Genomic DNA, 26,292 nt, shown 5'->3' with positions numbered 1-26,292 from the left:
TTTATTATACAATGAATGCGTTCGTAATTTTTCGTGACTTTTTAATTGTTTTGAACGATGTATAACTAATTATATCTAATTGTACTACATATAAAGTTAATTTGTTGTAAAAAAGGTAATAAAAGCTAATTTAATTTTATATTTACTAAAATCTGATAGTTTAATTAAACTGTAGAAACACAAATTTTTATAGAAGATGTTGACAAAGCGTTATAACCATAGTATATTTGTATTCAAGTAATTTTTCATTCGGAAATTTTAAAAGTAGTCTTATTCATTGAATTTTACTCCTTTGGATTTTTTAATAACAAGTTACAAATATATGTGCTAAAGCACACGGAGGTTTTCATATGAATAAAGGTACAGTAAAATGGTTCAATGCAGATAAAGGTTTCGGTTTCATCGAAGTAGAAAATAACGACGACGTATTCGTACATTTCTCAGCTATCAATTCTGAAGGTTACAAATCATTAGAAGAAGGCGAAACAGTTGAATTCGACATCGTTGATGGCGACCGTGGTAAACAAGCTGCTAACGTTAACAAAGCATAATTTAAAATAATAAATTATCTTTAACACTCACCCTACGGGGTGGGTGTTTTTTTGTGTTAAAAAGGAAAAAAATTTAAAATAGATTATATAAATTAACGTGTTTTAACAAAAGAAGCGCCAATCCATCAAAAAGATGGATTGGCGCTTTAATTAAAGTGTAAATCGTTATATCATAAGATTTGTTATATTTTTATTCTTTATAGTGATCATATTTCCCAGAGTCGACTTCTGCTTCACGTTGCTCTATTTCATTATATACTTCTTCTGCATCATCGCCGTCGTAATAGCCTTCTTCAATTGCATGTTTGGTTTGTATTTCTCCAGATGAAAGACCACCATTGTATTTTTTGCGTAATGCATTTATATATTCATCTTCCGTTTCTGCAGAATTAATTTCAGTATTTACATCACCGGTATTTGCAGTTTCTGGATCTTCACTATTAGTTTCCATTTGTTGTTCTGGAGTTACGCAACCACCAACAGTACATTGAGTGCCGTCAGCTTTATTATATCCTACTACATCTCCATTCCCCGGAGCTTGATACCAAGTATCTCCATCAGCATCAACCATACCATTAACATTTACGCCATTCTTCATTTTTTGTGTTATTTCGTCTTTTGTTAGAGCTCTATTTTGTTGATTATTATTTTGAGTCACGTCTTGATTTAGTTCCTCATTTTCAACAGATGATTCATTACTACTTTGTGTGTCATTGCTAGTGTTATTTTGTTCCTTATTTGAAACTTTAGAGTTTGATTCATCAGACTCTTTATTTTTATCATCGTCATTCTTCTTTTTTTCTGATTTATTCTCGGAAGCTTGAGACTTTTTTTCATCAGAATTACTTTCATTTTCGTTACTACATGCTGCTAATACTAAAAAACTCATTAAAAATAAAACAAAAATCTTTTTCATTTTGCATCCCCCAATAAATAACTTAATATTTATATTGTACTATTTATTGTTGTAGAAAGTAATAAAAAGATTGAATTTTAAATATATAGCAAGAATTATTCTATGAAATTTATGTAAATAAAAAACACATCAGTAATTTTGGATGTGTTTAATCATTAAGTATTTGCAAGATTTCATCGTATTTTTGTTCGCTTAACATACCTAATGGACTTTCTTCAAATTTAAATATTAAAAAATCATCGTTTGAATTAAAAGAATTTTTAATACTTTCGTATATTTCGTTTCTTTCTAAATCACTTTTTAAAAGCCATAACCCTCTATAAATATACAAAGCATTACCCAAGGTATTTAATTTAGCAGGCAATTTTTCATAACCATATGAAATAGAATTCAAATTATACGACAATATGTATTTTGACATTAATATCAGCCTCCTATATAAGCATATCATTAACTGTAAAATAAAAGTTGGGCAAAGGTTGATATTAAGCGAATTTAGAGTAAGCTTTTACAAGAATTATAAAAAGTATTTAATTTAGTGTTCTATTTACTGAAGCTTAATTTATTTTAGAGGTAATTTAAATTGAGAGAAATAGCTCTCATTTGCATATAAATATTTAAAAGTGAATACTGTATGTAGGGATTTAAAAAATGACTTTGTTAGAGAATTCATAATCTATATAAGTAAGGGAAGATGCATATGCAAATTTTCAGAATAAGCTCAGACCATAAGAAAAGTGCACGTTTTTTAGATAATAGAAGGCTATCGAAGCAAGTATTAGAATTATATCAAATTATTAGAGTATGTTTAGCAAAGTTAAACCTTGTTGATGTAAACAGTAATTATATTAAACATCCAATTGTTGCTCATGTTTATAACAATGGCGAACCATATATTATAGATACTTTCAAAATTTTAGAATGTATGAACGAAGAGCATATTCGCCGAGGAGGAAAACGGTCTGTAGATTTTAAAAATGATATAGCACGTTTGAGAGAAATTGTTTATAAAAAAGAATATCAAAAATATTTTTCACATGAAAAACTACCTCCATTTTATGTTTTTGGTGATTATAAAGTACACGGTGAAGATGCATTTGAGTTATATCAAACATTATTATTCAATAAATGGAAAAAAGATAAAATACCGCCACGATGTGGTATTAAAAAAGGTACGGATAAATATGACACAACGTTATCAAATTGAACAGTTATGGCGTCAATATAAATATGAAGTGCTGTGGCACGACCAAAATAGTTACAATAAAATTAGAGAAAGAATGAAACAAAATCCGACATATGGAGATATAGCATCTTTGATATCATATGCGTTAATATTAAAGCCAACTGAAGGTTCTATTATCAATGCTTATGATCATATGTGGGGGTATTTTAAAAAAATACGTAGTTCATCAGAAAATGAATTCCAGAAAAGTTTAAAATATCAATTTCAACAACATAAAATAGATGAAACTTATCTTTTAGAATTTCTCAAAAGTATGGCTTATTTTTACAACGTTGATTATATAAAACAATCTTCAATTATAAAAAATTTGAAATAGGAGGAATTATAATGGGAATGATAAAAATGTTAACGAGAACATTATTACCTTTTGTGGGTGGAAATATCATAGGCAAAATCACTGCAAAAGAAGCACCAAAAGATTATGGCAAATTTGAAAAACCACCGTATTCTCCACCACGATATGCGTTTCCTATTGTTTGGCCAATATTATATTTATGCATGGGTATAGCTTATAATTTGGTTAAAGGCAATGGAACAAATACCAAAGCAGCAACTGTTACGCATTATACTCAGCTTAGTTTGAATTTTCTATGGTCATTATTGTATTTTAAAAAGAAAGTAAGGGGCATCGCATTGATTGAGAGTTTTATTTTATTAATAGCAGTAACAACTAACGTTGTTGTATTTTTTAAAAACAAGCCTATTTCAGGTATCTTGCTTTTCCCTTATGTTCTTTGGTCTAGTTATGCCAGCTATTTAAATACTGGCAATTGGTTGTTAAATAAAGATAACCCAGAGTATTCAAATGGTCTCTGTAAATAAGATTTTAATTTAGAGTGCCAACAAAGTTTCTGACTTTGTTGGCTTTTTTTAATTAAACCATTTCTATATACTACGGAAAATAAAATATATTAGAAATTTAGGGGTATAGATATAATATGTTATTACTCATACGTGCATGAATAATCATACAGTCATGTTGTTTTAAAGAGCCGTTAGAATAAAATTGTTGAGGCGCAATAATTTAAATGAAAGGGTGGATTTTATGAATTATATAAAATATTTAAATTCTCAAGATAGTACCCGAATTTATACGAAGATTAATGATGTTAAAGAAGCACAAGCAAATATCATCGTAGTGCATGGATTAGGAGAACATTTAGATCGCTATGATGAATTAACAAGGCATTTAAATTTAAATAAATTCAATGTCATTCGATATGATCAACGAGGACATGGACGCTCAGAAGGACGTCAAACGTATTATAGTAATATGAATGAAATAGTAGAAGATTTATCAGCAGTAATTAATTATGTGGAATCGAATTTTGAGGGTAAAGTATACTTGATTGGCCATAGTATGGGAGGCTATACAGTGACATTATTTGGTACGCAATATCCCAATGCAGTAGATGGCATAATCACTTCGGGGGATTAACACGTTATAATATTAAATTATTTGGTGAGCTAGATAGAAGTATGTCTCCATATGAATATGTAGAAAATGAATTAAGTGATGGATTATGTTCTGACCAAACAGTTGTTGAAAAGTATAAATTAGATGATTTAAATGCGAAACAAATATCCATGGGGCTCATTTATACATTACTTGATGGTGTTGAGTATTTAAAAAATAACGCAAAGCAGTTCAAGGATAATATATTAATGTTACATGGTAAAGAAGACGGTTTAGTTAGTTATAAGGACTCAATTCAATTATATAATGAAATAGGCTCAGAGCATAAATCTATTCATATTTATGACGGCTTGCAACACGAAATATTTAACGAATCTTCTTATAACAAAAGTATATTTAATGAAATTGTAGATTGGCTAAATTATGAACTAAAATAGCTTTGGAATTTTAAAGTATACATCATTATTATTGCTCAATACTTTATTAACTATCAGGAAATGTTTGTTTTGAACTATTGAACATTTTACAATAAGTGTAGAAGTCATGTTTAAGGAGAGAAATTATTTATGATGATAAAAACATTGCATATGCAATATGAAGAGGGTTTTGAAGCTTTCGATGAACGAGTGAACGAATTCCTACAAGAAGTTAGTGAAAAGCAACATTGGGATCTTGTGAGCGTTACACCATCTGTTACAAATAGTTTGGAAGGTGTAGATTATTTTATTACCGTCGTATTTAAAAAATAAAAGTGGAAAACGATTGTTGTTTCCCACTTTATTATAACTAAGAACGTTATTCGAATTTCTGTCCCTTAATGCGTACTTAGCTTAATATAACAATAGCATTATGCACTAAATGTCTGTTTAGAAACATTAAAATAATCTGCGAGAATGGCAATATCGTTTTCTGAAACACGACGGTATCCATTTTCCCAATCCCAAACCTGACAAATTCTAAAATCTTTGCCATAGTTATTATTTAAATTAACAACTAATCTAGAGATACTTAAATTATATTTTTCACGTAAATCATTTAGTACTTTCACAATTAATCACTCCCAAACGAGTTGTAATAAAATCCGTATTTAATTGTAGTATACACACTATTTATTTTCAAATCAGTGAACTTATAAAGGCGTTATCATATACTGGTATTATGCAATTTAGCTTGGTAAATAAGAGCAGGATTAGAATGTATTAATAATAAAAAATTCGAAAAAGAGAGATAAGGTGGATTCATATGAAAATTATTGCTATGAGTATTTTTGTTGATAATCAAGATAAAGCGAAACAATTCTATACTGAAAAATTAGGATTCGAACTGAAACATGATATTGAAATGGGCGGGGAATTTAAATGGTTGACCGTAAAAGAAAATAATTCTAATAATCCAGTTGAAATAGTGTTAGAACCTAATGTGAGTGAGATTGCCAAAAATTATCAAGAAGGTTTATATAGTGCTGGTATACCCGTAACTATGTTTGGTGTTGAAAATATGGAAGCATCACATGAGCGTTTAGTTAATTTAGGTGTCGAGTTTCATACTAAACCTAAGGTAGTTGATGGCACCAAACTTGCGGTTATAAAAGATACTTGTGGTAATTTAATTCAACTTATAGAACAATAATATATGATGAAAGACACTGTAACCGACTACTGAACTATTACCATTAATATTAATTTAGTTTATTTTCTAAGAATTATAGGAGGTGTTTTATGGAATTAGTAGTTAAACGGACAAAAGATTTATCAAATATTGAACTATTACATATTTTAGAAGAAAGAATAAAAGTATTCGTAGTAGAGCAAAAATGTGCATACCAAGAAATAGATAAAGACGACGAGGAAGCTTTGCATATTATATTGAAGGATGAAAACCATATTGCTGCATACACGCGTATTGTTGATCGCCAGTCGCATATTAGCTTCGGAAGGGTGCTAGTGGCACAAAACTATAGAATGCGAGGCTTTGGGCGTAACATTGTACAGAAAACAATAGATATTATAAATGAAAAATATAGTGGATCACTCATCAGTATTTCGGGGCAAGCCTATTTAAAATCATTTTATGAATCATTTGGTTTTAAAGGTGTTTCTGATATTTATTTAGAAGACGATATTCCACATATTAAATTTGAAATGATGGTAAGATAATAAGAAGGTTTAATAAACGAAATGTGTTTGAACTGTTTAAATTTAATACAAAACGGATTAGATAGATTTAAAAAAAGTAGCTTCCGAAATGGAAACTACTCTTTTAAATTTAACTAGGGTTTACCTAGATGTAATTTCGGTCTTTTTGAACTCATCGTCTTTAGAAAAATCATTTAGAAAGACTTTTTTTCAAACAAATGTGATAGCCCCTTAATGTTTGTTTGAATATCTCCGGTTGATACACCAACTTAAATGCATATCCTTTAGCTTCTGATTTATTGTTTTTTCATTTTATCAATATCTTGAGAAACTAACATTAATAATTCTTCAGTTTCAGAGTCCGTTAAATCATCAGAACCTTTAATTCTTATAACAGAACCTTTATCTGTTTTAACATGATAGATAGGCTCGTCATCTTTATAAACTTTGCGTAGTACTTCCATTTCATCACCCTTTTTTATCTGAAACAATTCAATATAATTAGTAACACATAATGGTTAAAAGTAAAGAATTGAGTTGTTATCGTAACTAGCAATCATTTTTATAAAATAAATTGCTAGTTATTAATACTTTAACTATAGGATAACTTTTTGTTGGATTCATTTCCAACAGTATGATTAATTTTATTTAAATTTATTAATATTTACATATATTGCTATATTCTTCATTGATAAATCAATTATAAGTTCAAATAAATAATTTGAGAACGATTTACAAAATTTAGTTATTTAGGTTTTTATTATATAAAAACGGGTAAATATAACTAAGCACAAGAAGTCCTCCAAACTTTAGTGTGGAATATATTTTCGATTCGAGATTTCACGCCACTTTTCGAAGTGGCGTATTTCTTTTATAATAGCGATAAGTTATATTAATAGTATCATTTAAATTAAAAGGATGTAAAAGATGAAATTACTCAATATACTATCATTGGTTTGTAGCATATTTATAGCATTGATCATTGTTTATGGTGTGATTATGATGGTTGGTGATGCCATGGGTATTACAACTTTTAATGGTCAATTACTCATTGTAGGGCTATCATTAGTCTTACTTAGTGGATTAGTCGGAAAGCAAAAACCTAGATTATCTATGCTTATATTATTTGTAGGTTTTATTATAGTTGTTATGAATTAATGTATATAAAGATACAGTCCAATAAGTTGAATTTAATTCAATTTATTGGACTGTATTTTATTTGAATAAACACGAGTGGTGTATAGCTTTTCCGTTATTCAATATTATTTTTTAATTTTTCGTCCATGTCTTTAGCAACGGCAGTTAATAAGTGAGTTATTTCAGTTTTATTCGATTTGTCATCAGTTTTGACTTTAATTAATAGACCTAAGTTTGTCTTTATATGATAAATAGGTGCCTTGTTTTCATATACTTTTCTTAGAATTTGCATCTTTATCACCTCATCAAATAGAAATACGAAAGTGCAAGAAAGAGGAAATCAAAAACTTTTGAGTGTAAAATGTTACCTAACGATTATATTAAAGCATTTTTGATCAAATAGGAAATAATTGGATTTTAAAAAGGGTGATTAAACGATATAAAAAGACTGAGAAATGTATATATGAACTCAGCCTCGCTTTATCTATTTCTATAATGATTTGATAGAATTGCAATGTAAAAAATGATTAAAATTGATCGTTTGTTCTATCTTCTTCAACAATATATTCATCTGTGCCGTAATCAGTAGATGTACTTAATATAGATTTTACTAATAGTGAAAATGAAACAATACCTAATGAGACTAAGGCAATTTTTTTCATAACATCAAGCTCCTCTTTGTTAGATAGTTTACCATACAGCCATACTGACAAACGAATATATATATGATGAGTTTGTTAGTATTTTTATTAATTATACTAAAAAAATGAGTTGTTAAATATCTAAATATAGGATTAGCGACACCAATATTCAATTTTAATTGTTTATTTTATAAGCTTAGGAATAACTTTAATGTAAACAAGCTCACCAATGAGTTCGGTTAATGTTTGAGTAATAATGACTATTGTAGTGATGGTTATCCAATGGTTTGGTAAGGAAAGGGCAAGAGGTAACACAACCAATGCGTTTCTCGTACTAGTACTGAAAGCTAATGTTCTTAAATTCGGAATATCTAAACGGAATAACTTTCCACAAAATAAGCCTATTATAGGTGCAATAATCATAAAACAGATATAAATAGGCACAACAGTTAATACAATATTTAAATCATTCGTAATCTTGTTTATTTGTGAACCGACGACTGAAAAAAGTACGAGTGACATAAAGAGTTCTGGTAACCATGCAGTAAGATTTAAGACACGATTCATAGAGTTAGATTTTTTACTGAGCAGTTGTAATAATAATGCGAGCATCAAAGGAATAATAATGAATGTGAAAAAAGCATTAATAAATGGTGCTACATCAATGATTGATAAGATTTCATTATGTAAAAAAATAGTAAAATAAACGGGCAGTAGAATAATTTGTAATACAAATAATATAGGTGTAGAAATAAGCATACGCTGTGCATTTCCTTTTCCTAATGCGGTGAAGACGATAACGTAATCAATACACGGTGTTAACAGTACGAGATATAGCCCAATTAATATTGGAGCAGAACTAACTTCAAATAATTGTATTAAAGCAAAAACAAAAATAGGTATGATTATAAAGTTAGATAAAATTAATGCAATTATATATTTCGTGGTAAAAAGATTTTGGCGAATATTGAAAAAAGGAATTTGTGAAAACATGCTAAACATTAAAATACCAATAAAAATTGAAACCACAGACTCTAGAAAAACAGAAAATATTTGTGAGGATAAACCAGCTAATATACCCAGCACAAGTGCTACAAAATATATATAAATTTGATAGTGTTCAATTTTACTTTTAAAGTGTTGCATAATGACCTCGCTTTTAGATGATGTATACAAATTAATTATAACTTAATGTGATACTCTATGAAATTTAATATACGCATTTGACGATATAATAAGTTTTTGATTGTATAGGCAACTTTTATTTTGATATAATAACCAAGGCATGTCTTAGGGCATGATAGAATTTAACGGAGATGGGTTTTCTACGTGTCCTTTGACATGTGAAGATTCATAACTCCCGTTATAGTCAAAAGCCCCTTTAATTAGGGGTTTTTTAAGTGATCAGCAAAGCCTTGTGGGTTTTGTTGTTTTTTAATTTTTAATCCTCAATTTATAAATTCGAAGTGGCTGATTGAATTGAAAATGGGCTTATAGCAAACCTTTAAAGAACTACTACTTCAATTATGAAGACAAGTAGCTCTTGCATTCCATTTTACAGTCAGCATAGCCAGGCTAGGTTCATACGACGAAATCTTGTTGAAAAATTAGATTTCTGTCCCACTCTAAAATACAATTGTGATTTTAAAGTAAAAAGTTTAAGTTTTAACACAAAACTCATAATCGCTAAGCTATATTAATAGCGATTATGAGTACAGTTAATTTCCATATTAAGATTTTTGTTTATCTTGTATGCTAACTTTATTTTCGACTTTTTCGTCAGTTGAGTTGTCTACACTTAATAATAATGCTCGTACTATAAGTGCACCAGTTAATAGTAAAAGTAAATTTTTGAATAATTTCATAATTATCACTCACCCGTCTTTATTAAAACGACTTAAATATAGCAACATATTTTTAATACATAATTGCCTTATTAATATAATACCCTTTCTACAATATTGTAATTGGCATTTTACACAAATTGTAGAAAGGGCTTAGTCTAAAAAATTAAACGTCAATGATTTTAAGTTGTGATTGTGTTTCATTAATTTCTATTTTTAGATTTTTACTATTATTTTCTACAGTAGTGCTAATTACTTCACCATTTTGTATAGAAAAATGAACTTGGCTTAAGATACCCATTGCATAGTCATTAATTGGGCTGACCAATGAAATAGAATTGGCATCTTCCTGTATTACAAATTGTTTCTGACTTTGATTAATAACCTCCCATTGAGGTAAGTATGTTAACTTCAAAATTAACCCTCCTAATTGTTGTTGTTCAAAAATTATTATTTAATTTTCATTATAAACTATATTGCTGAAAATGGTATTAAACACAACTGAAAGTAAATGCGACTCATTTAGTTAAAATGTTAATTACAGGGAATAACAATATTGAAGAAATTGTTTAATAGAGGTGATGTTATGAATATTCTGATAGCAATAATATTAAGTCTTGTATTCGCATTTTTAGGAACAATGCCATTTTTATTTGTAAATACGAGATTGCACGAAAATGTTAACCATTCAAGTGAAGAGGTTCGTCATGAGAAAAGGAGAGCGTATAAACGCTTTATATACTTTTTTATTTTAGGAATAGCTATGTTAACAATTTATCATTTTCTGACTGATTAATTACGATTCCACCAGATTTATATCGAAAATTTAGTTTTATAATTGTACATGTAAATTAGGTTTATAATTTTATGAGAAATTAAAAAAGTCCTGATCACAACGCGAATAATCTTTAAGAGATTATTCGCGTTGTGATCAGGACTTAATTCGATTAACTGAATATAATTGAGCATAAAATACCAGCGACACCTATAATAATTAACATAAATGTTGCTCCAAGTAATGATTCTTTAGCTTGCTGAGACTTTTTGTTTTTGTAAGTGATAAGTAACGCGATACCACATACTAGAAAAACTAATGATAACCAGAATATAATCATGAAATGTAGACTCAAAGCACTAGACCTCCTTTAATATAAAAGTTGAATTGCCAATGATTTAAGACATAATATTATTGCTTTTTGTAATTTTAAATGTAGTAAATATAATTTTTATTATAACATTATAAGTTTATCACTAAATACTTAACAGCAATAGTGTAAATATTTATATAGAATATATTGAGTCACAATCAAATGGATGAGTACCGTTTGATTAATTAAAAGTTTCAAAAGATAAAATTAGGAAAGATAATACTATACAATTTAAATAACGATTTTCTGGAAGGGGTGGTTATATATTGGAAAATATGAATGTGAACTTAGAAGAAACTAAAGAAGCAGTTAATAATTTAAAGTCCAAGGATTACTCTGATAATAAACAACAATATGATGAAACTGAAACCAAAATTATAAAACAAAAAGACTATATACGAAATAAGCTCATGCCTGATAACAAACAAGAAGATGAACGTATCAAAGAAATAGCGAGTAAACTTAGTTCGCATATAAAAGTAGCCTTTGATGAATTTGACAATGTGGATGAAGTTATTGGATATTTAACACCGACGTTTCAAAGGGGAAAAGTTGATAAAGCATATGGACGTGCATTATTACTTATGGAAGAAAATACATTGATTGAGCAAGTGAAAGTCCATTTTGATGACCACAAAATAAATGCTAAATTGATGGATTATATTTTGACTGAATTAATAGAGTTAAGTAATGAAATTATGCCAAATGAATATAGTGAAATTTTGACAATTGAGAGATCGTATTTTGAACTATTATATAGCGATAATTAATATTATTTAATTAATTAAGTAGTTTGATGTATAATGAAAGTAAATTAATTATGCGAGGAGATTTAGCTATGAATGAAGTAAATAAAGTGATTTATATTGTATTAGCAGTGTTTCTAGGTAGCTTTGGTATTCATAAATTCTACGCTAGGAAAACTGGCGTAGGGATTTTATATCTAGTATTTTGTTGGACAGGTATTCCTCAAATATTAGCGATTATTGGTGCTATCCTTACATTATTGAAACCAGCTGATCAGAACGGTAATGTATTAGTATAAGTAATATGAATATAAATAAGTCTAGGCTAGCAATCCTAGACTTATTAAATGGCTGTTAGAATTCTACGGAAATCTAACAGTCATTTTTTCGTTCAAAATATATGAGTATAATGGACGCAAAAGGGTGTTAATTCTAATTCTTGGCATATCATAAAAAGTAATCATTTATTTTTTAAATTAAAAAACTGCTTACAAAACACGCAATTTTGCAGGCAGTTTATAATGTTTACTTTAAATTAAAAAAACTTTATAAAGTTTACATTTCCGAATTAAATATAGCCATAACAACAATTCTTTTTAATTTTTTAAATAATAAAAAGAATCGTGGTAGACAAATAACTTATATTTGATATGATTAGACAAAAGTACGATATGGTAAATCATGTAACGATTTAAAAATATATAAAATCGAGGTAATGCTTATGACATTTTATGATTTTGTAATTAGTTTTATAGAAGACGATACACCTCTTGGACAACTCGCTCACAAAATTAAAAGGGATAATAATTTCCCTAAAGATGCAACTAGCTATAATGAATTAAACTCGTATTTTTATAGTAATTATATAGATCATGAAATGTTAGCTTCTGCTAAACGGGCGCTGAGTTTATATCTTAATAATATAAGCATAGCTTAATATATTTAGTAATCTATGTTTCGTAATACCAGTTTTGTTTGTTTAAAGCATCTTTAATATCTTTTGTTTTAAAATTAATTTCATTATTTCTAATAGAGAATGGTTCAAGTATACTTTGAGCCATCCATGAATTAATAAGCTCTCTAGGTAATCCATCTAATTCCATATCAGTCTTACTGACGACAAAACATTCCCAATCAAGTGAAACTTTCGAAGGATTAATATAATTACACTCTTTGAGCTGATTCATAAATAACACTCCTTAATATTGTAAATCCGACATTAAGTTTTACCCATGTATGATATGGGTAAAACGATAATTGTGAAATAAATGAAATTTAATCGTATTTTTTAGCTATATAATTTTAAAGTTAATAAACAAGTAATTCAAATAAATAATACTTGATGACGTGTAACGCAATGGGTTATGCGTTTTCTTTTTATATACCCGCTTTTTAGTATGTGTTAATCAAAAAATATGAATATTACTAAATAAAAAAACTGGAAGCACTCAAAAGAGTGTTTCCAGTCATAGCGTTGAAAAAACTTACGACTTTATGAGCAGCTTTTAGTACATGCTTTTCGCGTGCACGGCCTCATCCTGTAGTCTTCGGCTAGTGCTTTTCCCGCAGGAGGCAGCCCAAATCACTGCCATTTTTAAACAAAAACAAAACGTTAGATTATTCATTGATTGAACTTATATAAAGGACAATATAGATACTAATGAAGATAACTAAATTAATTAACAAATATTTTAACATAGAAAAGCAGCAATCCATTAGAAACTAATAGATTGCTGCTTTTAATTTGAGAATGGGATATTTATGTTCCAGGCTCTTAATTTCAAACGTTGTTATACACGTCAAAAAAATAATTCTACCAAGGTATAATACCGAGAATACAAGCGACTAGAATCATAAATAAACTTGATCCTATTGCCCATTTGATAACAATACGTTGGTTTTGTCCATATTCAATATCTAGCATACCGACTAGTAAATAACCGGCAGCATACAGTGGACTTAATACGTGAAGCGGTTGTCCTAATACTGAAGCTCTGGCCATATCTACTTTAGATATACCAAATTGTTGTGCTGATTCAGCAAGAATTGGTAATACGCCATAATAGAATGGATCGTTAGCCATAAAGTAAGTGAAAGGCCCACTTAGTATGGCAGTAATTAAAGCAAAATGATTACCTAAAGCATCAGGAATAATTTGCACTAATGTATTTGCCATTTCATCAACCATATGTGTACCATCCATAACACCCGTAAAGATACCAGATGCAAAAACAAGGCTTATTACTGATAGTACATCGCCAGCATGCTTTTTAATTACTGAATTTTGAATACTTAGGTTTGGATAATTGAGTACAACTGCAACACCGAACCAAAGCATGAACATAACTGGAATAGGCAACAGACCAATCACAAGACAAACAATTAATGAAATTGTTAAAATTGCGTTTGGTATGAGCATTTTAGGTCTTTTTAATAATGACTCTTCTTTCGTATCTGTAGGTCTTACATCATCTAAATCAATATGTGTATTAGAAGTAATGTATTTTTTTGCACGTTTACCTAATATGTATGCTACGGCAAAAGCAAAAACGATACCTGCAATCATTGCAGGAATAATAGGTATGAAAACTTCCTCAGTGGTAACCTGTAAAGATGAAATTGCTCGTGCTGTCGGGCCACCCCAAGGTAACATGTTCATAACCCCAATTGATAGTAGTGCTAAGGTTGAAAGTGTATATAAGCTCATGCCAATTTTTTTATATAGTGGCATCATTGCAGTTACAGTTATAATGAATGTAGTAGTGCCATCGCCGTCTAATGCGACCATAGAAGCTAGGACAACAGTACCCATTGCAATTTTAACTGGATCCCCTTTAACTACTTTAATAATTTGATTGATGACAGGTTCGAATAACCCGGCATCGATCATGACACCAAAATATAAAATGGCGAACGTGAGCATAATACCTGTTGGTGCAACTGTTTCAATGCCTTTAAGCATGTATTCGCCAAGACCAGAGTAGAAACCGCCAATCAAAGCAAAAACAGTTGGTACAACAATCAATGCTGTTAATGCTGACATTTTACGTGACATGATTAATATCAAGAAAACGATAATCATAATGAAACCTAATAAAGCTAAATTCATATGTTTGACTCCCCCCATCTGTCTAATTATAGCGCTTTCATTTGATTTGTAAAATGAAAAATAAAAACTTATATAAAAACTTTCTAAAGAATTAATTTTAAAATAAAAGTGCATCTATTGATAAATTTGAATTTAACAATAGATGCACTTGATAGTAAATAGATGAAGTTATGTATAAAAAGAAAGCTAACCTAAAAAACCCATTACATATGTTTTCCACATTGGATAACTCATTAGAATAAATGCGAAGATGGATACGAACATAGCAAAGATATTAGCTACACGATCGCCACGTATACAAGCGTATAGGTTAAATAATAAAACACCTAAGATAAACAAAGCGCCTGCTAATATTGCCATATCGCCTTCTAACACTTTGTTAACAGCTAGTAAAGGTGTAGCTAAAGTGATTAATGATAAGAACAAAGATAGTAATGTAGTAGCATATTTCAATTTGTTCAGTCCTTTCTATAATTGGAAAGATGATATTTTAATGTGCATATGTAGATTGTAAGTATGACTTATTAAAATAATATTTCTAAATGCTTTTGATTGCAAGCCATTATAGGAAAACTTTTGAAAAATTACTTTAACTCGATGATTTTGCTACATAAAGCGAGCTATTGTGATTATGAAATAAATATAACGTTATTTTATATACAGGTATCAACTATTTAATTAAATAGTTCTAAATCATTGCCTTTAAAGTAATATATTAACCAATGTTCATCGACGTAATAGTCCTCATATTTTCTAGCATGTTCCTCTAAAAAGAGTGTGTCAAAGTTGAGATTACTGAAAAATACTTTTCCACTAATGTTATTAGAAATGAGTGAAGTTAATAAGATTTCTATTTCTTTGTCATGGCATATTTGGAAAATATGGCGCATTAACAATTTAGAGATATAATCTCTTGAATGATCATCATGACCTTGTACACACATGTTTTCCATTATTGCTTTATGAGATAAGCTATATTTTTGTTTGTGAATTAAAGTAGCCGCACCAACTAATTCATCTTGTTCAAAGGCACCAAGCACTGCATAATCTGATGTTTGTGAAGAAAGTAATTTTTGTATATTTAATTCAACTAAGCATTTGTCATTTTGCAATTTCCATGCAAATACTTCAAGTTCTTTGTGGATGCCCTTTAATAAAAAAGCGCGATAAATAGATGAATCTTCACTTGTTAAGTAACGTATATCTGTCATTGAATGCCTCCTAAACTGTACAAAGTATATATAATAAAATAATTAATATTCTGATATTTTATTTATAATACTATAGTAAAAGAAGTGATTGGGCAACTTTTCCATTTGCTTATGTCAAAAATATAATTAACTTAAAATTCCTTGGATTAATAAATTCATCGCTTTAAATTTATTTTTAATTAAATTTAAAATTTAAAGAATTGAAATTCATTTGATGGATTATGATATAATATAGTGGTATATACTAAAGTGGAGGCAAGACTTTTGGAGGCATTAATTATAATTATTGTTTCTCTGACAGCACTTATCCTGGTTTCTTTTGCAATTTTAGTTGTTTATTTTTTCACTCAATTTAGTGATGATGACAATTAAATACCTAGACAGAGAATACTAAAGACATCAAGAAATAAGAGGGCAGAAACATCAAAACACAAAATAACCCCCAGGCTCGAAATAGAGTCTAGGGGTTAAATATTATATTAAATACTAGTCAACAACTTCTACGTTTAAATCAACGTCAATGTTGCCACGTGTAGCTTTTGAATATGGACAAAATTCGTGTGCGTCTTGTAAATATTTTTCAGCGTCTTCTTGAGATAATACGCTTTTAACTTTAGCATCAATTGAAACGCTCAATTTAGGGCTTTCAGCATCTGGATCATCTTCTAAACGCACAGTTAGAGTTACTTCTGGTTCAGCATCTCTCACTTTGTTTTGTTTTAAGATTAAATCGAATGCACCGTTAAAGCATGAGGCATAACCTGCTGCGAATAATTGCTCAGGGTTTGTACCTTTTTCAGCGTCAGCTTGTGCTGGTGGAATAACCGCTACATCGATTGCTTTATCATCTGTTTGAACGTGTCCGTTACGGCCACCTGTATTTGTTGCTTTAGTTTCATAATTTACTGCCATTTTATTACCTCCTTAATGACTTACTATTACTGTATACCCGAAGAATTATTTTTAAATCATATAAAATTCATTCTTTGATTAATACTGCCATTTTATAAGTTAATGTATATTGATTGTTTTATTTTTGAAAATTGTTATACAATTATTTTAATCATATTAGATAAAGGAAGTAATAAAAATGACTGAAGTTGATATAGCTGTTACGATAGCGCCAGAAAACGAACTTTCACAATCTACTATAAAAGACTTAATTAAATTTCAAGATTCAATAGAAATCATTGAACTTAGAATAGATCAGTGGGTGGATTTTGATGTGAAGCATGTGTCTAAAGTAGTAGACAATATCTATAGTTTAAATTTAGGGAAAAAAATACTCGTTACTTATCGTACTTCTTCACAAGGTGGAAGCGGCACGTTATCACAAGAAGCATATTTGAATGCATTAGCTGAAATGATCAATTTAGCACATATTGATTTAGTTGATATTGAATTTGAACCCGGGAAATCAACACAACCTTTAATAGATTTAATTGAACAATTTAAAAGCAAACAAATCCAAGTGGTATTGTCCTATCATGATTTTAAAAAAACACCGGCATTAGAAGCTTTAAAACATCTTTATTTTAAAATGCATCAACTTGAACCAGATTATTTAAAAGTTGCAGTAATGCCTCATGAAAAACAAGATGTGCTTAATTTATTAAGTGCGATGTCAGAAACGTCTGATTCAGTCACTCAACAAGTAATAGGCATTGCAATGTCAAAATTGGGTGTTATATCAAGGACTGCGCAGGGATTATTTGGAGGCACTGTAACGTATGGCTGTCTTGATAGTCCTAAAGCACCAGGTCAAATTCATGTTGAAGCGTTAAAACAACAATTAAAGTTATATGAGTAGTTTGAAAATAATCTCGACCTGTCTTATAATTGAAAATAATTATCAATAGTGAAAGGGCGATATTATATGGAATTGCAAGAAGCAATAGCACAACGTCGTAGTATTAAAGTGTTCAAAAGAGATATGAATATAGACGATGCTGCTTTATATCAAGCTATTCAACAAGCTACTGATGCACCTAATCATGGTATGAGAGAGCCATGGAGAGTTGTTCATATTGCTAAAGATAGATTAGGGGATATGAGTAAACAGCTTACCAAAATCGCGTTTCCTAATCTGAAGAAAAAACAAGAAGATCATTATAATGTAGCAACAAATCTTGGGGCATGCTAGCTTTAGTCTTAAAAGAAGATCCAAGACAAAAACAAAATTTAGAAAATTATATGGCATTTGGAGCTTTCACTCAAAATTTAATGCTTCTTCTACATGAAGTTGGCATTGGTACGTGTTGGAAAACGCCAGCATATATTTTTGAACCTGAAATGCGTGCGTTATTTGGAGTGAAAGACGATGAGAGCTTAGTCGGATTTTTATATTTAACTGATTTAGAAGACGAAGTACCACATAGAGAACGTCATCTAAATAATATAATTGATAAATTTTAACTGTCATATAATAATTGTAAAGTGGGTAAGCAGTCATTTGAATGATTGTTGAGATAAATATATAAAGGCCGCATTGAAATTAAAATTCAATGCGGCCTTTATACTTAAATGTATGCCTTAGATTTTCATCTGCAATATTTTATAATTTATTTAAATGTTTCTGCTAAAAATGATTCAACTTGTTCTGGAGATTTTGCATTTGCTGAATGTAAATGAGCTAGTTTTTCTCCATTTTTGAAAACTAACAAGCTAGGAATACCCATTACATCATTGTCAGACGCTACGTCTTCTAATTCATCACGATTTACAGTGAACCATTGGTAATCATTATATTTTTCAGTGATTGGATCAATCCACATGTCCATCGCTTTACAATCTGGACACCAGCCTGCTTCGAATTTAACAATGACAGGATTATCACTTTGTATTGTTTCTTTAAAATTGTCTGTAGAATTTATTGGTTGCATAGTATAACTCCTTTATTTTAGATATTATTAACTTTATTATAACTGACAATTAGCCATTATTAAAAAAATCAGCTTGATATTAAGAGCGTTTTAAGTAGAAATTTGATATATTAGTGTTAACTAGACATAGGAGGTACAGCATAATGATAAAATTTTACCAGTATCCTAATTGTACAACTTGTAAGAAGGCAGCTAAGTTCTTACAGGAGTATGGTGTTAGTTTTGAACCAATTGATATCGTTCAACATACACCTACTAAAAACGAGTTTAAAGATATTATTGAAGCGACAGAAATTGATATTAATAAACTTTTTAACACACATGGCGCAAAATATCGTGAGCTTGGATTGAAAGATAAGTTGAAAGATCTAACGAATGATGAAAAGTTAGATTTATTGGCTTCAAATGGTATGTTAGTTAAAAGACCGCTAGCCATTTCAGGAAATAAAGTTACAGTTGGATTTAAAGAAGACCAATATAAAGAAACTTGGTTATAAAATAAATTTTAAATTCATAATTAAATAAGTGGTTACAATAGTGATTGTGGAAACGCTTCATCTATTGCTGTGAAAACATCTGATTGCATTATGGTATCAGGAAATAGTTGCTTGAAAGCTTTTCATATGGCATCATTAATATGTAAAATCATTTAGGAGGGGATTCTTGTGGCAGTACCGAGTGAATTTAAATATTCTAAAGAACATGAATGGGTTAAAATTGAAGGAAATACAGTAACAATTGGTATAACTGAATATGCTCAAGGTGAATTAGGAGATATCGTATTCGTTGAATTACCAGAAGTCGACGATGAGATTAACGAAGGTGAAACTTTTGGTAGTGTTGAATCAGTAAAAACAGTTTCAGAACTATACGCACCTGTTACTGGGAAAGTTGTCGAGTCTAACGAAGAATTAGAAGACAGCCCAGAATTCGTAAATGAATCACCATACGATAAAGCATGGATGGTAAAAGTTGAATTAAGTGATGAAAGTCAATTAGATGAATTACTATCAGCTGAGCAATACTCAGAAATGATTGGTGAATAAAAACAAAGTATGAACTCCATGATATAGATTATCTTGGGGTTTTTTTAATGAGAATAATCTATTTTATGTGGTTTTTAGTCAAGTTAAAAGATGCATAAAGTGAGCTATAGTAAATCATAGCTTAATAGTACTAAAAAACAGTTCTTATATAAGATAATGAATATTTAATTAGATGTCTTTAAATGACAAAAATTATTTTCAATAATAAGATAAGATTAGGAATATGTAAATTATGTTTATAGTCGCTAAGTATTGTGAAGAACTAAGTAGATTGAACAACTATCAACATTTAGAGGGTGGATGTCATGACGATACTAAACCAAGTTATCATTGTCGAAGGCAAGTCAGACAAGAAGCGGGTAAAGCAAGTTATTGATCAGCCAATTGATATCATATGTACAAACGGTACTATGGGCATTGATAAAATCGATGAAATGGTTGAAACTTTATATGATAAACAAGTGTATATTCTTGTTGATTCAGATAAAGAAGGTGAAAAGATACGGAAATGGTTCAAACGATATCTCAGTGAAAGTAAACATATACGCATAGATAGACAATATTGTGAGGTTGCTAGATGCCCTAAACCATATTTATCCAAAGTACTGCGAAAACATGGTTTTTCTGTAAAAGACGCAGAAAAAGTAGCTAAAGCAAAATTAGATTATATAGCTGAAAGGGTAAGTTTATTAACATGAATGTAACAAGTGAACACCGTGCAGATGTGCACGAACATGAAGAAAAAGAAAAATATTTAATATTTGGTTATACACCAACGTGTGGAACTTGTAAAGTTTCAGAACGCATGTTAGATATAGCAAATGAAATTTTGAAACTACCAATTACAAAAATAGATTTGAATTTTCATCCTGATTTTAGCCAAGCGCAAGAAATACAATCTGTACCTGTGCTCATGTTGATGTCTAAAGGTAAAGAGCAGAAAAGAATTTACGCATTTCAATCTGTTCCTTATTTGTTAGAAAATTTAAAATAGTTATTGACGAAACATGAGTGCGATGATAGGATTAAAAATAATTAAATAAATGATACTCTTATCAAGAGTGGTGGAGGGATGTGCCCTTTGAAGCCCGGCAACCGTCTGAATCAGAAATGGTGCCAATTCACATGAAGTTACGATTAACTTTGGGAGATGAGAGAAGCGATTAATGCTTTCTCTTTTCTTCACTGAATAATAGAGGAAGCATTTTTTAATTGATAGTGTAATACAAGGAGGCAAGTGTGATGATTGAATTAAATCAAATAGTCAAAAGGTACAAGACAAAAAAACACGACGTACTAGCTGTAGATCATGTTGATTTAAACATTCAATCAGGCTCAATCTTTGGAGTAGTTGGTTTTTCAGGAGCGGGGAAAAGTACTTTAGTAAGACTCTTGAACAATCTCGAGCAACCTACTTCAGGTGACGTAATTATTGATGGAGATAAGATTGGTGATTTATCTAAATCAGATTTAAGAAAAAAACGTCAAAAAGTGAGCATGATTTTTCAACATTTTAATTTACTGTGGTCACGAAATGTATTAAATAATATTACATTTCCGCTAGAAATTGCTGGTGTTTCGCGCCGTGAAGCGAAGCAACGTGCTTTAGAACTAGTGGAATTGGTAGGACTAAAAGGAAGAGAAAATGCATATCCATCGGAATTATCAGGCGGTCAAAAGCAACGTGTCGGTATCGCGCGTGCATTAGCTAATGAACCTACTGTATTGCTTTGCGATGAAGCAACAAGTGCTTTAGATCCTCAAACGACAGATGAAATTCTAGAATTATTATTAAAGATTAAAGAAGAACGAAATTTAACAATCGTAATCATTACACACGAAATGCATGTCATTCGACGTATCTGTGATGAAGTCGCTGTTATGGAAAATGGCCGTGTAATTGAACAAGGCAAGGTTACAACTGTCTTTGAAAACCCACAACATGAAGTAACAAAACGCTTTGTGAAAGATGATTTAGACGATGATTTTGATGAATCTATCACAGATTTAATAACATTAAATGAAAATGATTATGTAGTTCGCTTGAATTTTACAGGAAGCAATACTACGGAGCCGTTAGTATCATACATAACTAAGACGCATAATATTGATGTAAATATATTGGAAGCTAATATTAAACATACGAAAGACGGTTCAATCGGCTTTTTAGTAGTGCATTTACCAACAGTAAATTCAGAAAAATTCGAAAAGTTCAAAAATGATTTAGAAGCGCAACACGTTTCAGTGGAGGTGTTAAAGCATGGGTAATTCGTTTGGTGACATACTCCGTGAGATGGTTACTATGCCAAATATTAGTTGGGACGAAGTTTGGTTAGCAACATATGAAACAATTTATATGACTGTAATAGCAACAGCGTTTGCTTTTGTTTTAGGACTGATTTTAGGTGTATTACTCTTCTTATCAGCTAAAAGTAAATCACCAGTGGCAAGAGTCTTTTATAGTGTAGTTTCATTTATCGTAAACTTATTCAGAGCGATACCTTTCATTATTCTCATACTCTTGTTGATTCCATTCACAAGTTTAATATTAGGAACAATTAGTGGACCAACTGGAGCTTTACCAGCATTGATTATTAGTGCTGCACCGTTCTATGCAAGATTAGTAGAGATCGCATTTAAAGAAATCGACAAAGGCGTAATCGAAGCGGCTTGGTCAATGGGCGCAAATACATGGACAGTAGTGAAAAAAGTCCTTTTACCAGAAGCAATGCCAGCTTTAATATCCGGTATTACAGTGACTGCAATTGCTTTAGTTGGATCAACAGCGGTTGCTGGTGTAATTGGTGCAGGTGGTTTAGGTAACTTAGCGTATTTAACTGGCTTCACACGAAATCAAAATGACGTCATATTTGTATCAACAGTTTTAATACTGATTATTGTATTTATCATTCAATTTATTGGTGACTGGTCTACAAATAAAATAGATAAACGATAAATTTTAAAAGGGGACTTTATTATATGAAAAAAATATTAAGTTTAGTTTCTGTAGTTGCTTTAGCACTTTTATTAGCAGCATGTGGCGGTGGCGGAGATGAAAAAGATAAGACAATTACAGTCGGAGCTTCGCCAGCACCGCACGCAGAAATATTAGAAAAAGCAGAACCATTGTTAGAAGATAAAGGTTATAAGCTAAAAATCAAAACGATTAATGATTATACAACACCGAATAAATTATTAGATAAAGGTGAACTTGATGCGAACTTCTTCCAACATACACCATATTTAAAAACAGAGAAGGAAGACAAAGGCTATAAAGTGGAATCAGCAGGAAACATTCACTTGGAGCCTATGGCAGTTTACTCTAAAAAATATAAAAGTTTAAAAGATTTACCAAAAGGCGCAACAGTATATGTTTCGAATAATCCAGCTGAAGAAGGACGTTTCTTAAAATTCTTCGTAGATGAAGGACTTATTAAATTAAAAGATGGCGTTAAAACAGAAGACGCTACGTTTGATGATATTGTAGAAAATAAAAAAGACATCAAATTTAATAATAAACAATCTGCAGAGTATCTACCTAAAATTTATCAAAACGAAGATGCTGATGCTGTAATTATTAATTCAAACTTTGCAATTGATCAAGATTTAAGCCCTAAAGATGATTCAATTGTTCTAGAGAAAGCAAAAGACAATCCTTATGCGAATTTAATTGGCGTAAGAGAAGGTCATAAAGATGACGAGAAAATTAAAGCGCTAATTGATGTACTCCAGTCTAAAGAAATTAAAGACTATATCAACAAAGAATACGATGGTGCGGTCGTACCAGCAAAATAATATCAAATTTTATGAAGAATCCTTTAACCGCAACGGTTTGAGGGTTCTTTTTTATGGTTGTAAGAATTGAAAAAGGGCAGTATGTAAAAATTATCGAATATAAAGCATAAAAAACACGACCAAATTTGGACGTGTTAACTAAGTTTTACTTATTCAAGGTTGTTCATCATTTCCTTATCCATTTGTTCTATAACACTTTTTAAAGATATGGCTACGACTTAATATTTGTGAAGATACTTCTTTTATAATCTCTTCATCTTTAACAGTCTTTCTTAAAAATATGTAAAAGCGTCTAAGTTGTATAGGATTGCCATTGTGATTCGTTAACACAAAATTGCTATTTCGGTAATAATTGTCATTCCATTTTAACTCTTTCTTGTTTTTTAATTAATACGATAATAAAAAATTAAAGTTGAGAATATGAGTGTAGAGGGCTTTATTATTATGAAATAGCCACATATCATTTAAAGTAACTTATGTATATTGCAAAGATAACTAAAAATGTAGCAAATATTCCATGTACGATTAAAAGTAAATAATACTGTTTATCAGTCATGGGGGTAAAGTTGTTCCGCTTAACTCTTCTATTATTTTCCCAGCGAAATATAAAAGCCCAAAAATAAGCGTAGATAGGTATGAAAATAATCCCTAATACAATAGCAGCTAGTAAACCCATAATAAATCTCCTTTTTGCTTAAGGATATCATAAATTATATATTAGATTATCAAAATATATAAATGCGTGGGTATGTATTTTTGACGTTTGGACAATATAAGGCAATAATAAAAAACTGTAAAATATAGTTGTGTATAGCATTTATAAAGTGAATTGTAATAAATGATTGAAACATGTGATGCACGCTTATCTCTTATATTTGAAATAGTGGTCTCAGGTGAGTAAAATAAGAGAATGGAAATAGATTGATTGAGAAAAATCAGTTTAATTTTCAATGGGAGAACTAACAAATTAATGGTAAGCTTTCTATAATAATGGAAGGTTTATATATTGATTATATATAGAATCACTAAAATATCACTTTCGCTGTTGATATTTTATTTAATAGCTCGGAAGTTATGGGATGCTTTTATATCATAAATGATTTAAAAGTGATGGGACATATACTTCCGGGTTATTTTTTAGCGCATTTATCTGGATTCTTACAAGACGCATGAGCAAATGGGACTAATTTAGTGCTTGCAGAATACTTCAATACGTAAATATGTAACCGTGTCTGAGCCAAACGCTTCTGACATATAAAATAATAAGATTGTACTTAAAGAACTACAAAAAACCACCAACAAAGTTGCTTAACTTCGTCGGTGGTTTGTCTACGGTTGAAATACTATTTTAATTAAAGTACATATTTAGACTAAATCATGCTCATCTTTAATATCGCCAACTATATTTTCTAAAATGTTTTCCATGGTAATTATACCAATAGGATTACGGTTTTCATCTTCGACAAGTGCGATGTGGATTTGATGTGTTTTCATCAGCTCTAATACATGATGGTATTTAGTATTAAGACTTACTTTTAGAATATCGTTTGTAATATTTTCAAGTGTCGTTAAATCATCTTTTAAAAAATCCTTAGCATGTAAGTAACCAACAATTTGAGTTGGGTTATCTCTAAATACAGGGAATCTTGTGTAATTCGCATTATTTATATAAGCTTTTGTTTCATCAACATCATTTTTAATATCGATAATTGAAACTTTGTCGAGAGCAATATAACCATCATTAATCGTCATTTCATCAAAGGCAAAAGCACGATTGATATGTGTTAATTCATTTTCAGAGATTTCTCCGCCTTCATGACTTTCTTTAATCAATAATTTTAATTCTTCTTCGGAATGATAAAGTTCACTTTCTTTAGCAGGTTGCATGCCAAACATCTTCAAAATTAATCTCGCTGAACCATTAAGTATATATATAAATGGATAAAATAATTTGTAAAACATGATCATTGGTTTAGCTATAATTAATGTGATTTGTTCGGCTTTTTGTATCGCAACTGTCTTAGGAGCCATTTCGCCGACTACAACGTGTAAATAGGTTGCAATTACGAAAGCGCTAATTAATGTGAAGACATGTATCATCGAATCTGACAAGCCTAAACTACTGAAAAGCGGGTGTAACATAAACTCGAAAGTCGATTCGCCGACCATACCGATGCCTAAAGCGGTAATTGTAATACCTAATTGACAGGCGGCTAGGTATTCATCTAAGTGTGTTACTACCTTTTGTGCTGAAAGTGCATTTTTGTTATTACCTGTTGCAAGCGAGTGGATTCTTGATGTTCGAACTTTGACTATTGCGAACTCTGAAGCGACAAAGAATGCAGTAAGTATTAATAAAATGATAAACGTGATTAAACTAATAAGGGTTCCCAAATATTAATTAATTCCTCCAATATTTTCTGATTCAATCTAAAAATGATTGAAAGTTCATTATATAAAAAATGAGT

General features: G+C 30.1%; 36 protein-coding genes, 2 pseudogenes and 1 riboswitch. Of the genes and pseudogenes, 21 read left to right on the top strand and 17 right to left on the bottom strand.

The window, feature by feature from the left end:
- Window positions 1-350: 350 nt before the first annotated feature.
- Window positions 351-551, top strand: a complete 201-nt coding sequence (locus tag AOB58_RS05600) for a cold-shock protein (protein WP_002508223.1) — start codon at window positions 351-353, stop codon at window positions 549-551.
- A 190-nt stretch (window positions 552-741) separates the two neighbouring features.
- On the opposite strand, the gene AOB58_RS05595 is transcribed toward AOB58_RS05600, so the two are convergent.
- On the bottom strand, window positions 742-1,467 hold the full coding sequence (locus AOB58_RS05595) for a hypothetical protein (protein WP_021339896.1): 726 nt from the start codon (window positions 1,465-1,467) through the stop codon (window positions 742-744).
- A gap of 148 nt (window positions 1,468-1,615) precedes the next feature.
- Window positions 1,616-1,888: a hypothetical protein gene (locus AOB58_RS05590; protein ID WP_002508221.1), complete on the bottom strand. Its 273-nt coding sequence runs from the start codon at window positions 1,886-1,888 to the stop codon at window positions 1,616-1,618.
- 279 nt (window positions 1,889-2,167) lie between these two features.
- Between AOB58_RS05590 and AOB58_RS05585 the strand changes: the two genes are divergently transcribed.
- The 5 genes and pseudogenes from AOB58_RS05585 to AOB58_RS05565 all read left to right on the top strand — a co-directional run bounded on the left by AOB58_RS05585 (window position 2,168) and on the right by AOB58_RS05565 (window position 4,879).
- Window positions 2,168-2,674: a pyrimidine dimer DNA glycosylase/endonuclease V gene (locus AOB58_RS05585; protein ID WP_002508220.1), complete on the top strand. Its 507-nt coding sequence runs from the start codon at window positions 2,168-2,170 to the stop codon at window positions 2,672-2,674.
- Window positions 2,652-3,029 carry a DUF1722 domain-containing protein gene (locus tag AOB58_RS05580; RefSeq protein ID WP_021339897.1) on the top strand — a complete coding sequence of 126 codons (378 nt, stop codon included), beginning with the start codon at window positions 2,652-2,654 and terminating at the stop codon, window positions 3,027-3,029. The genes AOB58_RS05585 and AOB58_RS05580 overlap by 23 nt, the downstream gene beginning before the upstream one ends.
- Window positions 3,030-3,040: 11 nt before the next feature.
- The gene (locus tag AOB58_RS05575) at window positions 3,041-3,535 is read left to right on the top strand and encodes a TspO/MBR family protein (protein ID WP_021339898.1); all 495 of its coding nucleotides are present in this window, start codon (window positions 3,041-3,043) and stop codon (window positions 3,533-3,535) included.
- Window positions 3,536-3,758: 223 nt separating this feature from the next.
- Window positions 3,759-4,567 (top strand): annotated as a pseudogene (locus AOB58_RS05570) (alpha/beta hydrolase).
- A 129-nt stretch (window positions 4,568-4,696) separates the two neighbouring features.
- Complete coding sequence (locus AOB58_RS05565) at window positions 4,697-4,879, top strand: hypothetical protein (protein ID WP_002508216.1); 183 nt, start codon at window positions 4,697-4,699, stop codon at window positions 4,877-4,879.
- 98 nt (window positions 4,880-4,977) lie between these two features.
- On the opposite strand, the gene AOB58_RS05560 is transcribed toward AOB58_RS05565, so the two are convergent.
- Complete coding sequence (locus AOB58_RS05560; RefSeq protein WP_021339899.1) at window positions 4,978-5,178, bottom strand: helix-turn-helix domain-containing protein; 201 nt, start codon at window positions 5,176-5,178, stop codon at window positions 4,978-4,980.
- Between the two features lie 194 nt (window positions 5,179-5,372).
- Between AOB58_RS05560 and AOB58_RS05555 the strand changes: the two genes are divergently transcribed.
- Together AOB58_RS05555 and AOB58_RS05550 are read left to right on the top strand one after the other, a co-directional pair.
- Window positions 5,373-5,759, top strand: coding sequence for a VOC family protein (locus tag AOB58_RS05555; RefSeq protein ID WP_021339900.1), 387 nt, complete (start codon window positions 5,373-5,375; stop codon window positions 5,757-5,759).
- A gap of 89 nt (window positions 5,760-5,848) precedes the next feature.
- A complete protein-coding gene (locus tag AOB58_RS05550) occupies window positions 5,849-6,286 on the top strand; it encodes a GNAT family N-acetyltransferase (protein WP_021339901.1) in 438 nt (145 codons plus the stop codon).
- Window positions 6,287-6,561: 275 nt separating this feature from the next.
- Here AOB58_RS05550 and vraX (AOB58_RS13635) read toward each other — a convergent pair whose 3' ends face one another.
- Window positions 6,562-6,729: a C1q-binding complement inhibitor VraX gene (vraX, locus tag AOB58_RS13635; protein WP_002508212.1), complete on the bottom strand. Its 168-nt coding sequence runs from the start codon at window positions 6,727-6,729 to the stop codon at window positions 6,562-6,564.
- 463 nt (window positions 6,730-7,192) lie between these two features.
- Between vraX (AOB58_RS13635) and AOB58_RS05545 the strand changes: the two genes are divergently transcribed.
- A complete protein-coding gene (locus tag AOB58_RS05545) occupies window positions 7,193-7,423 on the top strand; it encodes a hypothetical protein (protein WP_021339902.1) in 231 nt (76 codons plus the stop codon).
- 94 nt (window positions 7,424-7,517) lie between these two features.
- Here the strand turns inward: AOB58_RS05545 and vraX (AOB58_RS13555) are convergent, their stop codons facing one another.
- From vraX (AOB58_RS13555) to tsaT, 6 genes are all read right to left on the bottom strand, one after another.
- On the bottom strand, window positions 7,518-7,694 hold the full coding sequence (vraX, locus tag AOB58_RS13555) for a C1q-binding complement inhibitor VraX (RefSeq protein ID WP_002508210.1): 177 nt from the start codon (window positions 7,692-7,694) through the stop codon (window positions 7,518-7,520).
- 235 nt (window positions 7,695-7,929) lie between these two features.
- Complete coding sequence (locus AOB58_RS13955) at window positions 7,930-8,064, bottom strand: hypothetical protein (RefSeq protein WP_002508209.1); 135 nt, start codon at window positions 8,062-8,064, stop codon at window positions 7,930-7,932.
- A gap of 162 nt (window positions 8,065-8,226) precedes the next feature.
- A complete protein-coding gene (locus AOB58_RS05540) occupies window positions 8,227-9,189 on the bottom strand; it encodes an arsenic resistance protein (protein WP_021339903.1) in 963 nt (320 codons plus the stop codon).
- A 584-nt stretch (window positions 9,190-9,773) separates the two neighbouring features.
- Window positions 9,774-9,908: a hypothetical protein gene (locus AOB58_RS13950; RefSeq protein WP_002508207.1), complete on the bottom strand. Its 135-nt coding sequence runs from the start codon at window positions 9,906-9,908 to the stop codon at window positions 9,774-9,776.
- A gap of 145 nt (window positions 9,909-10,053) precedes the next feature.
- A complete protein-coding gene (locus tag AOB58_RS05535; RefSeq protein WP_064783063.1) occupies window positions 10,054-10,302 on the bottom strand; it encodes a hypothetical protein in 249 nt (82 codons plus the stop codon).
- Between the two features lie 532 nt (window positions 10,303-10,834).
- Window positions 10,835-11,017, bottom strand: a complete 183-nt coding sequence (gene tsaT / locus AOB58_RS05525; RefSeq protein WP_021339863.1) for a type II toxin-antitoxin system toxin TsaT — start codon at window positions 11,015-11,017, stop codon at window positions 10,835-10,837.
- A 293-nt stretch (window positions 11,018-11,310) separates the two neighbouring features.
- Between tsaT and AOB58_RS05520 the strand changes: the two genes are divergently transcribed.
- The 3 genes from AOB58_RS05520 (at window position 11,311) to AOB58_RS05510 (ending at window position 12,718) form a co-directional block, all read left to right on the top strand.
- Entirely contained in the window at window positions 11,311-11,805 is a 495-nt protein-coding gene (locus tag AOB58_RS05520; protein ID WP_226956860.1) for a hypothetical protein, read from the top strand.
- Between the two features lie 68 nt (window positions 11,806-11,873).
- Window positions 11,874-12,080 carry a TM2 domain-containing protein gene (locus AOB58_RS05515; RefSeq protein ID WP_002508202.1) on the top strand — a complete coding sequence of 69 codons (207 nt, stop codon included), beginning with the start codon at window positions 11,874-11,876 and terminating at the stop codon, window positions 12,078-12,080.
- 422 nt (window positions 12,081-12,502) lie between these two features.
- Complete coding sequence (locus tag AOB58_RS05510) at window positions 12,503-12,718, top strand: sterile alpha motif-like domain-containing protein (protein WP_002508201.1); 216 nt, start codon at window positions 12,503-12,505, stop codon at window positions 12,716-12,718.
- Between the two features lie 13 nt (window positions 12,719-12,731).
- On the opposite strand, the gene AOB58_RS05505 is transcribed toward AOB58_RS05510, so the two are convergent.
- The 5 genes from AOB58_RS05505 to AOB58_RS05485 form a co-directional block, all read right to left on the bottom strand.
- The gene (locus AOB58_RS05505) at window positions 12,732-12,968 is read right to left on the bottom strand and encodes a hypothetical protein (protein WP_002508200.1); all 237 of its coding nucleotides are present in this window, start codon (window positions 12,966-12,968) and stop codon (window positions 12,732-12,734) included.
- Window positions 12,969-13,594: 626 nt separating this feature from the next.
- Window positions 13,595-14,890 carry a CitMHS family transporter gene (locus AOB58_RS05500; protein ID WP_002508198.1) on the bottom strand — a complete coding sequence of 432 codons (1,296 nt, stop codon included), beginning with the start codon at window positions 14,888-14,890 and terminating at the stop codon, window positions 13,595-13,597.
- A gap of 186 nt (window positions 14,891-15,076) precedes the next feature.
- Window positions 15,077-15,343: a hypothetical protein gene (locus tag AOB58_RS05495; RefSeq protein ID WP_021339861.1), complete on the bottom strand. Its 267-nt coding sequence runs from the start codon at window positions 15,341-15,343 to the stop codon at window positions 15,077-15,079.
- A 221-nt stretch (window positions 15,344-15,564) separates the two neighbouring features.
- Window positions 15,565-16,101, bottom strand: a complete 537-nt coding sequence (locus AOB58_RS05490) for a GNAT family N-acetyltransferase (RefSeq protein WP_056935397.1) — start codon at window positions 16,099-16,101, stop codon at window positions 15,565-15,567.
- A gap of 486 nt (window positions 16,102-16,587) precedes the next feature.
- Window positions 16,588-17,013 (bottom strand): organic hydroperoxide resistance protein, encoded by a 426-nt coding sequence (locus AOB58_RS05485; RefSeq protein ID WP_002508195.1) that lies wholly within the window; start codon window positions 17,011-17,013, stop codon window positions 16,588-16,590.
- A gap of 178 nt (window positions 17,014-17,191) precedes the next feature.
- Between AOB58_RS05485 and aroD the strand changes: the two genes are divergently transcribed.
- Together aroD and AOB58_RS05475 are read left to right on the top strand one after the other, a co-directional pair.
- Entirely contained in the window at window positions 17,192-17,911 is a 720-nt protein-coding gene (aroD, locus tag AOB58_RS05480) for a type I 3-dehydroquinate dehydratase (protein ID WP_021339859.1), read from the top strand.
- Window positions 17,912-17,977: 66 nt separating this feature from the next.
- A pseudogene (locus AOB58_RS05475) lies at window positions 17,978-18,516 on the top strand (nitroreductase family protein).
- A gap of 146 nt (window positions 18,517-18,662) precedes the next feature.
- Here AOB58_RS05475 and AOB58_RS05470 read toward each other — a convergent pair.
- Window positions 18,663-18,983 (bottom strand): thioredoxin family protein, encoded by a 321-nt coding sequence (locus tag AOB58_RS05470; protein WP_002508192.1) that lies wholly within the window; start codon window positions 18,981-18,983, stop codon window positions 18,663-18,665.
- Window positions 18,984-19,126: 143 nt separating this feature from the next.
- On the opposite strand from AOB58_RS05470, the gene AOB58_RS05465 reads away from it, so the two are divergent.
- The 7 genes from AOB58_RS05465 to AOB58_RS05435 all read left to right on the top strand — a co-directional run bounded on the left by AOB58_RS05465 (window position 19,127) and on the right by AOB58_RS05435 (window position 23,824).
- Window positions 19,127-19,480 (top strand): arsenate reductase family protein, encoded by a 354-nt coding sequence (locus AOB58_RS05465; protein WP_002508191.1) that lies wholly within the window; start codon window positions 19,127-19,129, stop codon window positions 19,478-19,480.
- A 168-nt stretch (window positions 19,481-19,648) separates the two neighbouring features.
- The gene (gene gcvH / locus AOB58_RS05460; protein ID WP_002508190.1) at window positions 19,649-20,029 is read left to right on the top strand and encodes a glycine cleavage system protein GcvH; all 381 of its coding nucleotides are present in this window, start codon (window positions 19,649-19,651) and stop codon (window positions 20,027-20,029) included.
- 305 nt (window positions 20,030-20,334) lie between these two features.
- Window positions 20,335-20,727 (top strand): toprim domain-containing protein, encoded by a 393-nt coding sequence (locus AOB58_RS05455; protein ID WP_002508189.1) that lies wholly within the window; start codon window positions 20,335-20,337, stop codon window positions 20,725-20,727.
- Complete coding sequence (locus AOB58_RS05450) at window positions 20,724-21,023, top strand: thioredoxin family protein (RefSeq protein ID WP_021339857.1); 300 nt, start codon at window positions 20,724-20,726, stop codon at window positions 21,021-21,023. The genes AOB58_RS05455 and AOB58_RS05450 overlap by 4 nt, the downstream gene beginning before the upstream one ends.
- A 55-nt stretch (window positions 21,024-21,078) precedes the next feature.
- A riboswitch (SAM riboswitch) is annotated at window positions 21,079-21,186 on the top strand.
- An 85-nt stretch (window positions 21,187-21,271) separates the two neighbouring features.
- On the top strand, window positions 21,272-22,297 hold the full coding sequence (locus AOB58_RS05445) for a methionine ABC transporter ATP-binding protein (protein WP_021339856.1): 1,026 nt from the start codon (window positions 21,272-21,274) through the stop codon (window positions 22,295-22,297).
- Window positions 22,290-22,985, top strand: a complete 696-nt coding sequence (locus AOB58_RS05440) for a methionine ABC transporter permease (RefSeq protein ID WP_002508186.1) — start codon at window positions 22,290-22,292, stop codon at window positions 22,983-22,985. Before AOB58_RS05445 ends, AOB58_RS05440 begins: the two co-directional genes overlap by 8 nt.
- 23 nt (window positions 22,986-23,008) lie before the next feature.
- Window positions 23,009-23,824, top strand: coding sequence for a MetQ/NlpA family ABC transporter substrate-binding protein (locus AOB58_RS05435; protein WP_064783062.1), 816 nt, complete (start codon window positions 23,009-23,011; stop codon window positions 23,822-23,824).
- A 1,365-nt stretch (window positions 23,825-25,189) separates the two neighbouring features.
- Here AOB58_RS05435 and AOB58_RS05425 read toward each other — a convergent pair.
- Window positions 25,190-26,218, bottom strand: a complete 1,029-nt coding sequence (locus AOB58_RS05425) for a hemolysin family protein (protein WP_064783061.1) — start codon at window positions 26,216-26,218, stop codon at window positions 25,190-25,192.
- Window positions 26,219-26,292: the final 74 nt, after the last annotated feature.

The organism is Staphylococcus sp. AntiMn-1, from assembly GCF_001663395.1.
Lineage (GTDB): Bacteria > Bacillota > Bacilli > Staphylococcales > Staphylococcaceae > Staphylococcus > Staphylococcus equorum.
Note: the sequence above shows the minus strand (reverse complement) of the source record. Positions and strands in the feature narration are given on the sequence as shown.

What these genes read in the sequence shown, in the direction of transcription:
- AOB58_RS13950 (WP_002508207.1), bottom strand. Translation starts at nt 9,908, where the DNA reads ATGAAATTATTCAAAAATTTACTTTTACTATTAACTGGTGCACTTATA.
- AOB58_RS05440 (WP_002508186.1), top strand. Translation starts at nt 22,290, where the DNA reads ATGGGTAATTCGTTTGGTGACATACTCCGTGAGATGGTTACTATGCCA.
- AOB58_RS05455 (WP_002508189.1), top strand. Translation starts at nt 20,335, where the DNA reads ATGACGATACTAAACCAAGTTATCATTGTCGAAGGCAAGTCAGACAAG.
- AOB58_RS05515 (WP_002508202.1), top strand. Translation starts at nt 11,874, where the DNA reads ATGAATGAAGTAAATAAAGTGATTTATATTGTATTAGCAGTGTTTCTA.
- AOB58_RS05580 (WP_021339897.1), top strand. Translation starts at nt 2,652, where the DNA reads ATGACACAACGTTATCAAATTGAACAGTTATGGCGTCAATATAAATAT.
- AOB58_RS05575 (WP_021339898.1), top strand. Translation starts at nt 3,041, where the DNA reads ATGGGAATGATAAAAATGTTAACGAGAACATTATTACCTTTTGTGGGT.
- aroD (WP_021339859.1), top strand. Translation starts at nt 17,192, where the DNA reads ATGACTGAAGTTGATATAGCTGTTACGATAGCGCCAGAAAACGAACTT.
- AOB58_RS05565 (WP_002508216.1), top strand. Translation starts at nt 4,697, where the DNA reads ATGATGATAAAAACATTGCATATGCAATATGAAGAGGGTTTTGAAGCT.
- vraX (WP_002508210.1), bottom strand. Translation starts at nt 7,694, where the DNA reads ATGCAAATTCTAAGAAAAGTATATGAAAACAAGGCACCTATTTATCAT.
- AOB58_RS05555 (WP_021339900.1), top strand. Translation starts at nt 5,373, where the DNA reads ATGAAAATTATTGCTATGAGTATTTTTGTTGATAATCAAGATAAAGCG.
- AOB58_RS05445 (WP_021339856.1), top strand. Translation starts at nt 21,272, where the DNA reads ATGATTGAATTAAATCAAATAGTCAAAAGGTACAAGACAAAAAAACAC.
- AOB58_RS05590 (WP_002508221.1), bottom strand. Translation starts at nt 1,888, where the DNA reads ATGTCAAAATACATATTGTCGTATAATTTGAATTCTATTTCATATGGT.
- AOB58_RS05505 (WP_002508200.1), bottom strand. Translation starts at nt 12,968, where the DNA reads ATGAATCAGCTCAAAGAGTGTAATTATATTAATCCTTCGAAAGTTTCA.
- AOB58_RS13955 (WP_002508209.1), bottom strand. Translation starts at nt 8,064, where the DNA reads ATGAAAAAAATTGCCTTAGTCTCATTAGGTATTGTTTCATTTTCACTA.
- AOB58_RS05485 (WP_002508195.1), bottom strand. Translation starts at nt 17,013, where the DNA reads ATGGCAGTAAATTATGAAACTAAAGCAACAAATACAGGTGGCCGTAAC.
- vraX (WP_002508212.1), bottom strand. Translation starts at nt 6,729, where the DNA reads ATGGAAGTACTACGCAAAGTTTATAAAGATGACGAGCCTATCTATCAT.
- AOB58_RS05470 (WP_002508192.1), bottom strand. Translation starts at nt 18,983, where the DNA reads ATGCAACCAATAAATTCTACAGACAATTTTAAAGAAACAATACAAAGT.
- AOB58_RS05520 (WP_226956860.1), top strand. Translation starts at nt 11,311, where the DNA reads ATGAATGTGAACTTAGAAGAAACTAAAGAAGCAGTTAATAATTTAAAG.
- AOB58_RS05465 (WP_002508191.1), top strand. Translation starts at nt 19,127, where the DNA reads ATGATAAAATTTTACCAGTATCCTAATTGTACAACTTGTAAGAAGGCA.
- AOB58_RS05550 (WP_021339901.1), top strand. Translation starts at nt 5,849, where the DNA reads ATGGAATTAGTAGTTAAACGGACAAAAGATTTATCAAATATTGAACTA.
- AOB58_RS05490 (WP_056935397.1), bottom strand. Translation starts at nt 16,101, where the DNA reads ATGACAGATATACGTTACTTAACAAGTGAAGATTCATCTATTTATCGC.
- AOB58_RS05435 (WP_064783062.1), top strand. Translation starts at nt 23,009, where the DNA reads ATGAAAAAAATATTAAGTTTAGTTTCTGTAGTTGCTTTAGCACTTTTA.
- AOB58_RS05600 (WP_002508223.1), top strand. Translation starts at nt 351, where the DNA reads ATGAATAAAGGTACAGTAAAATGGTTCAATGCAGATAAAGGTTTCGGT.
- AOB58_RS05595 (WP_021339896.1), bottom strand. Translation starts at nt 1,467, where the DNA reads ATGAAAAAGATTTTTGTTTTATTTTTAATGAGTTTTTTAGTATTAGCA.
- AOB58_RS05450 (WP_021339857.1), top strand. Translation starts at nt 20,724, where the DNA reads ATGAATGTAACAAGTGAACACCGTGCAGATGTGCACGAACATGAAGAA.
- AOB58_RS05500 (WP_002508198.1), bottom strand. Translation starts at nt 14,890, where the DNA reads ATGAATTTAGCTTTATTAGGTTTCATTATGATTATCGTTTTCTTGATA.
- AOB58_RS05510 (WP_002508201.1), top strand. Translation starts at nt 12,503, where the DNA reads ATGACATTTTATGATTTTGTAATTAGTTTTATAGAAGACGATACACCT.
- AOB58_RS05545 (WP_021339902.1), top strand. Translation starts at nt 7,193, where the DNA reads ATGAAATTACTCAATATACTATCATTGGTTTGTAGCATATTTATAGCA.
- AOB58_RS05585 (WP_002508220.1), top strand. Translation starts at nt 2,168, where the DNA reads ATGCAAATTTTCAGAATAAGCTCAGACCATAAGAAAAGTGCACGTTTT.
- AOB58_RS05540 (WP_021339903.1), bottom strand. Translation starts at nt 9,189, where the DNA reads ATGCAACACTTTAAAAGTAAAATTGAACACTATCAAATTTATATATAT.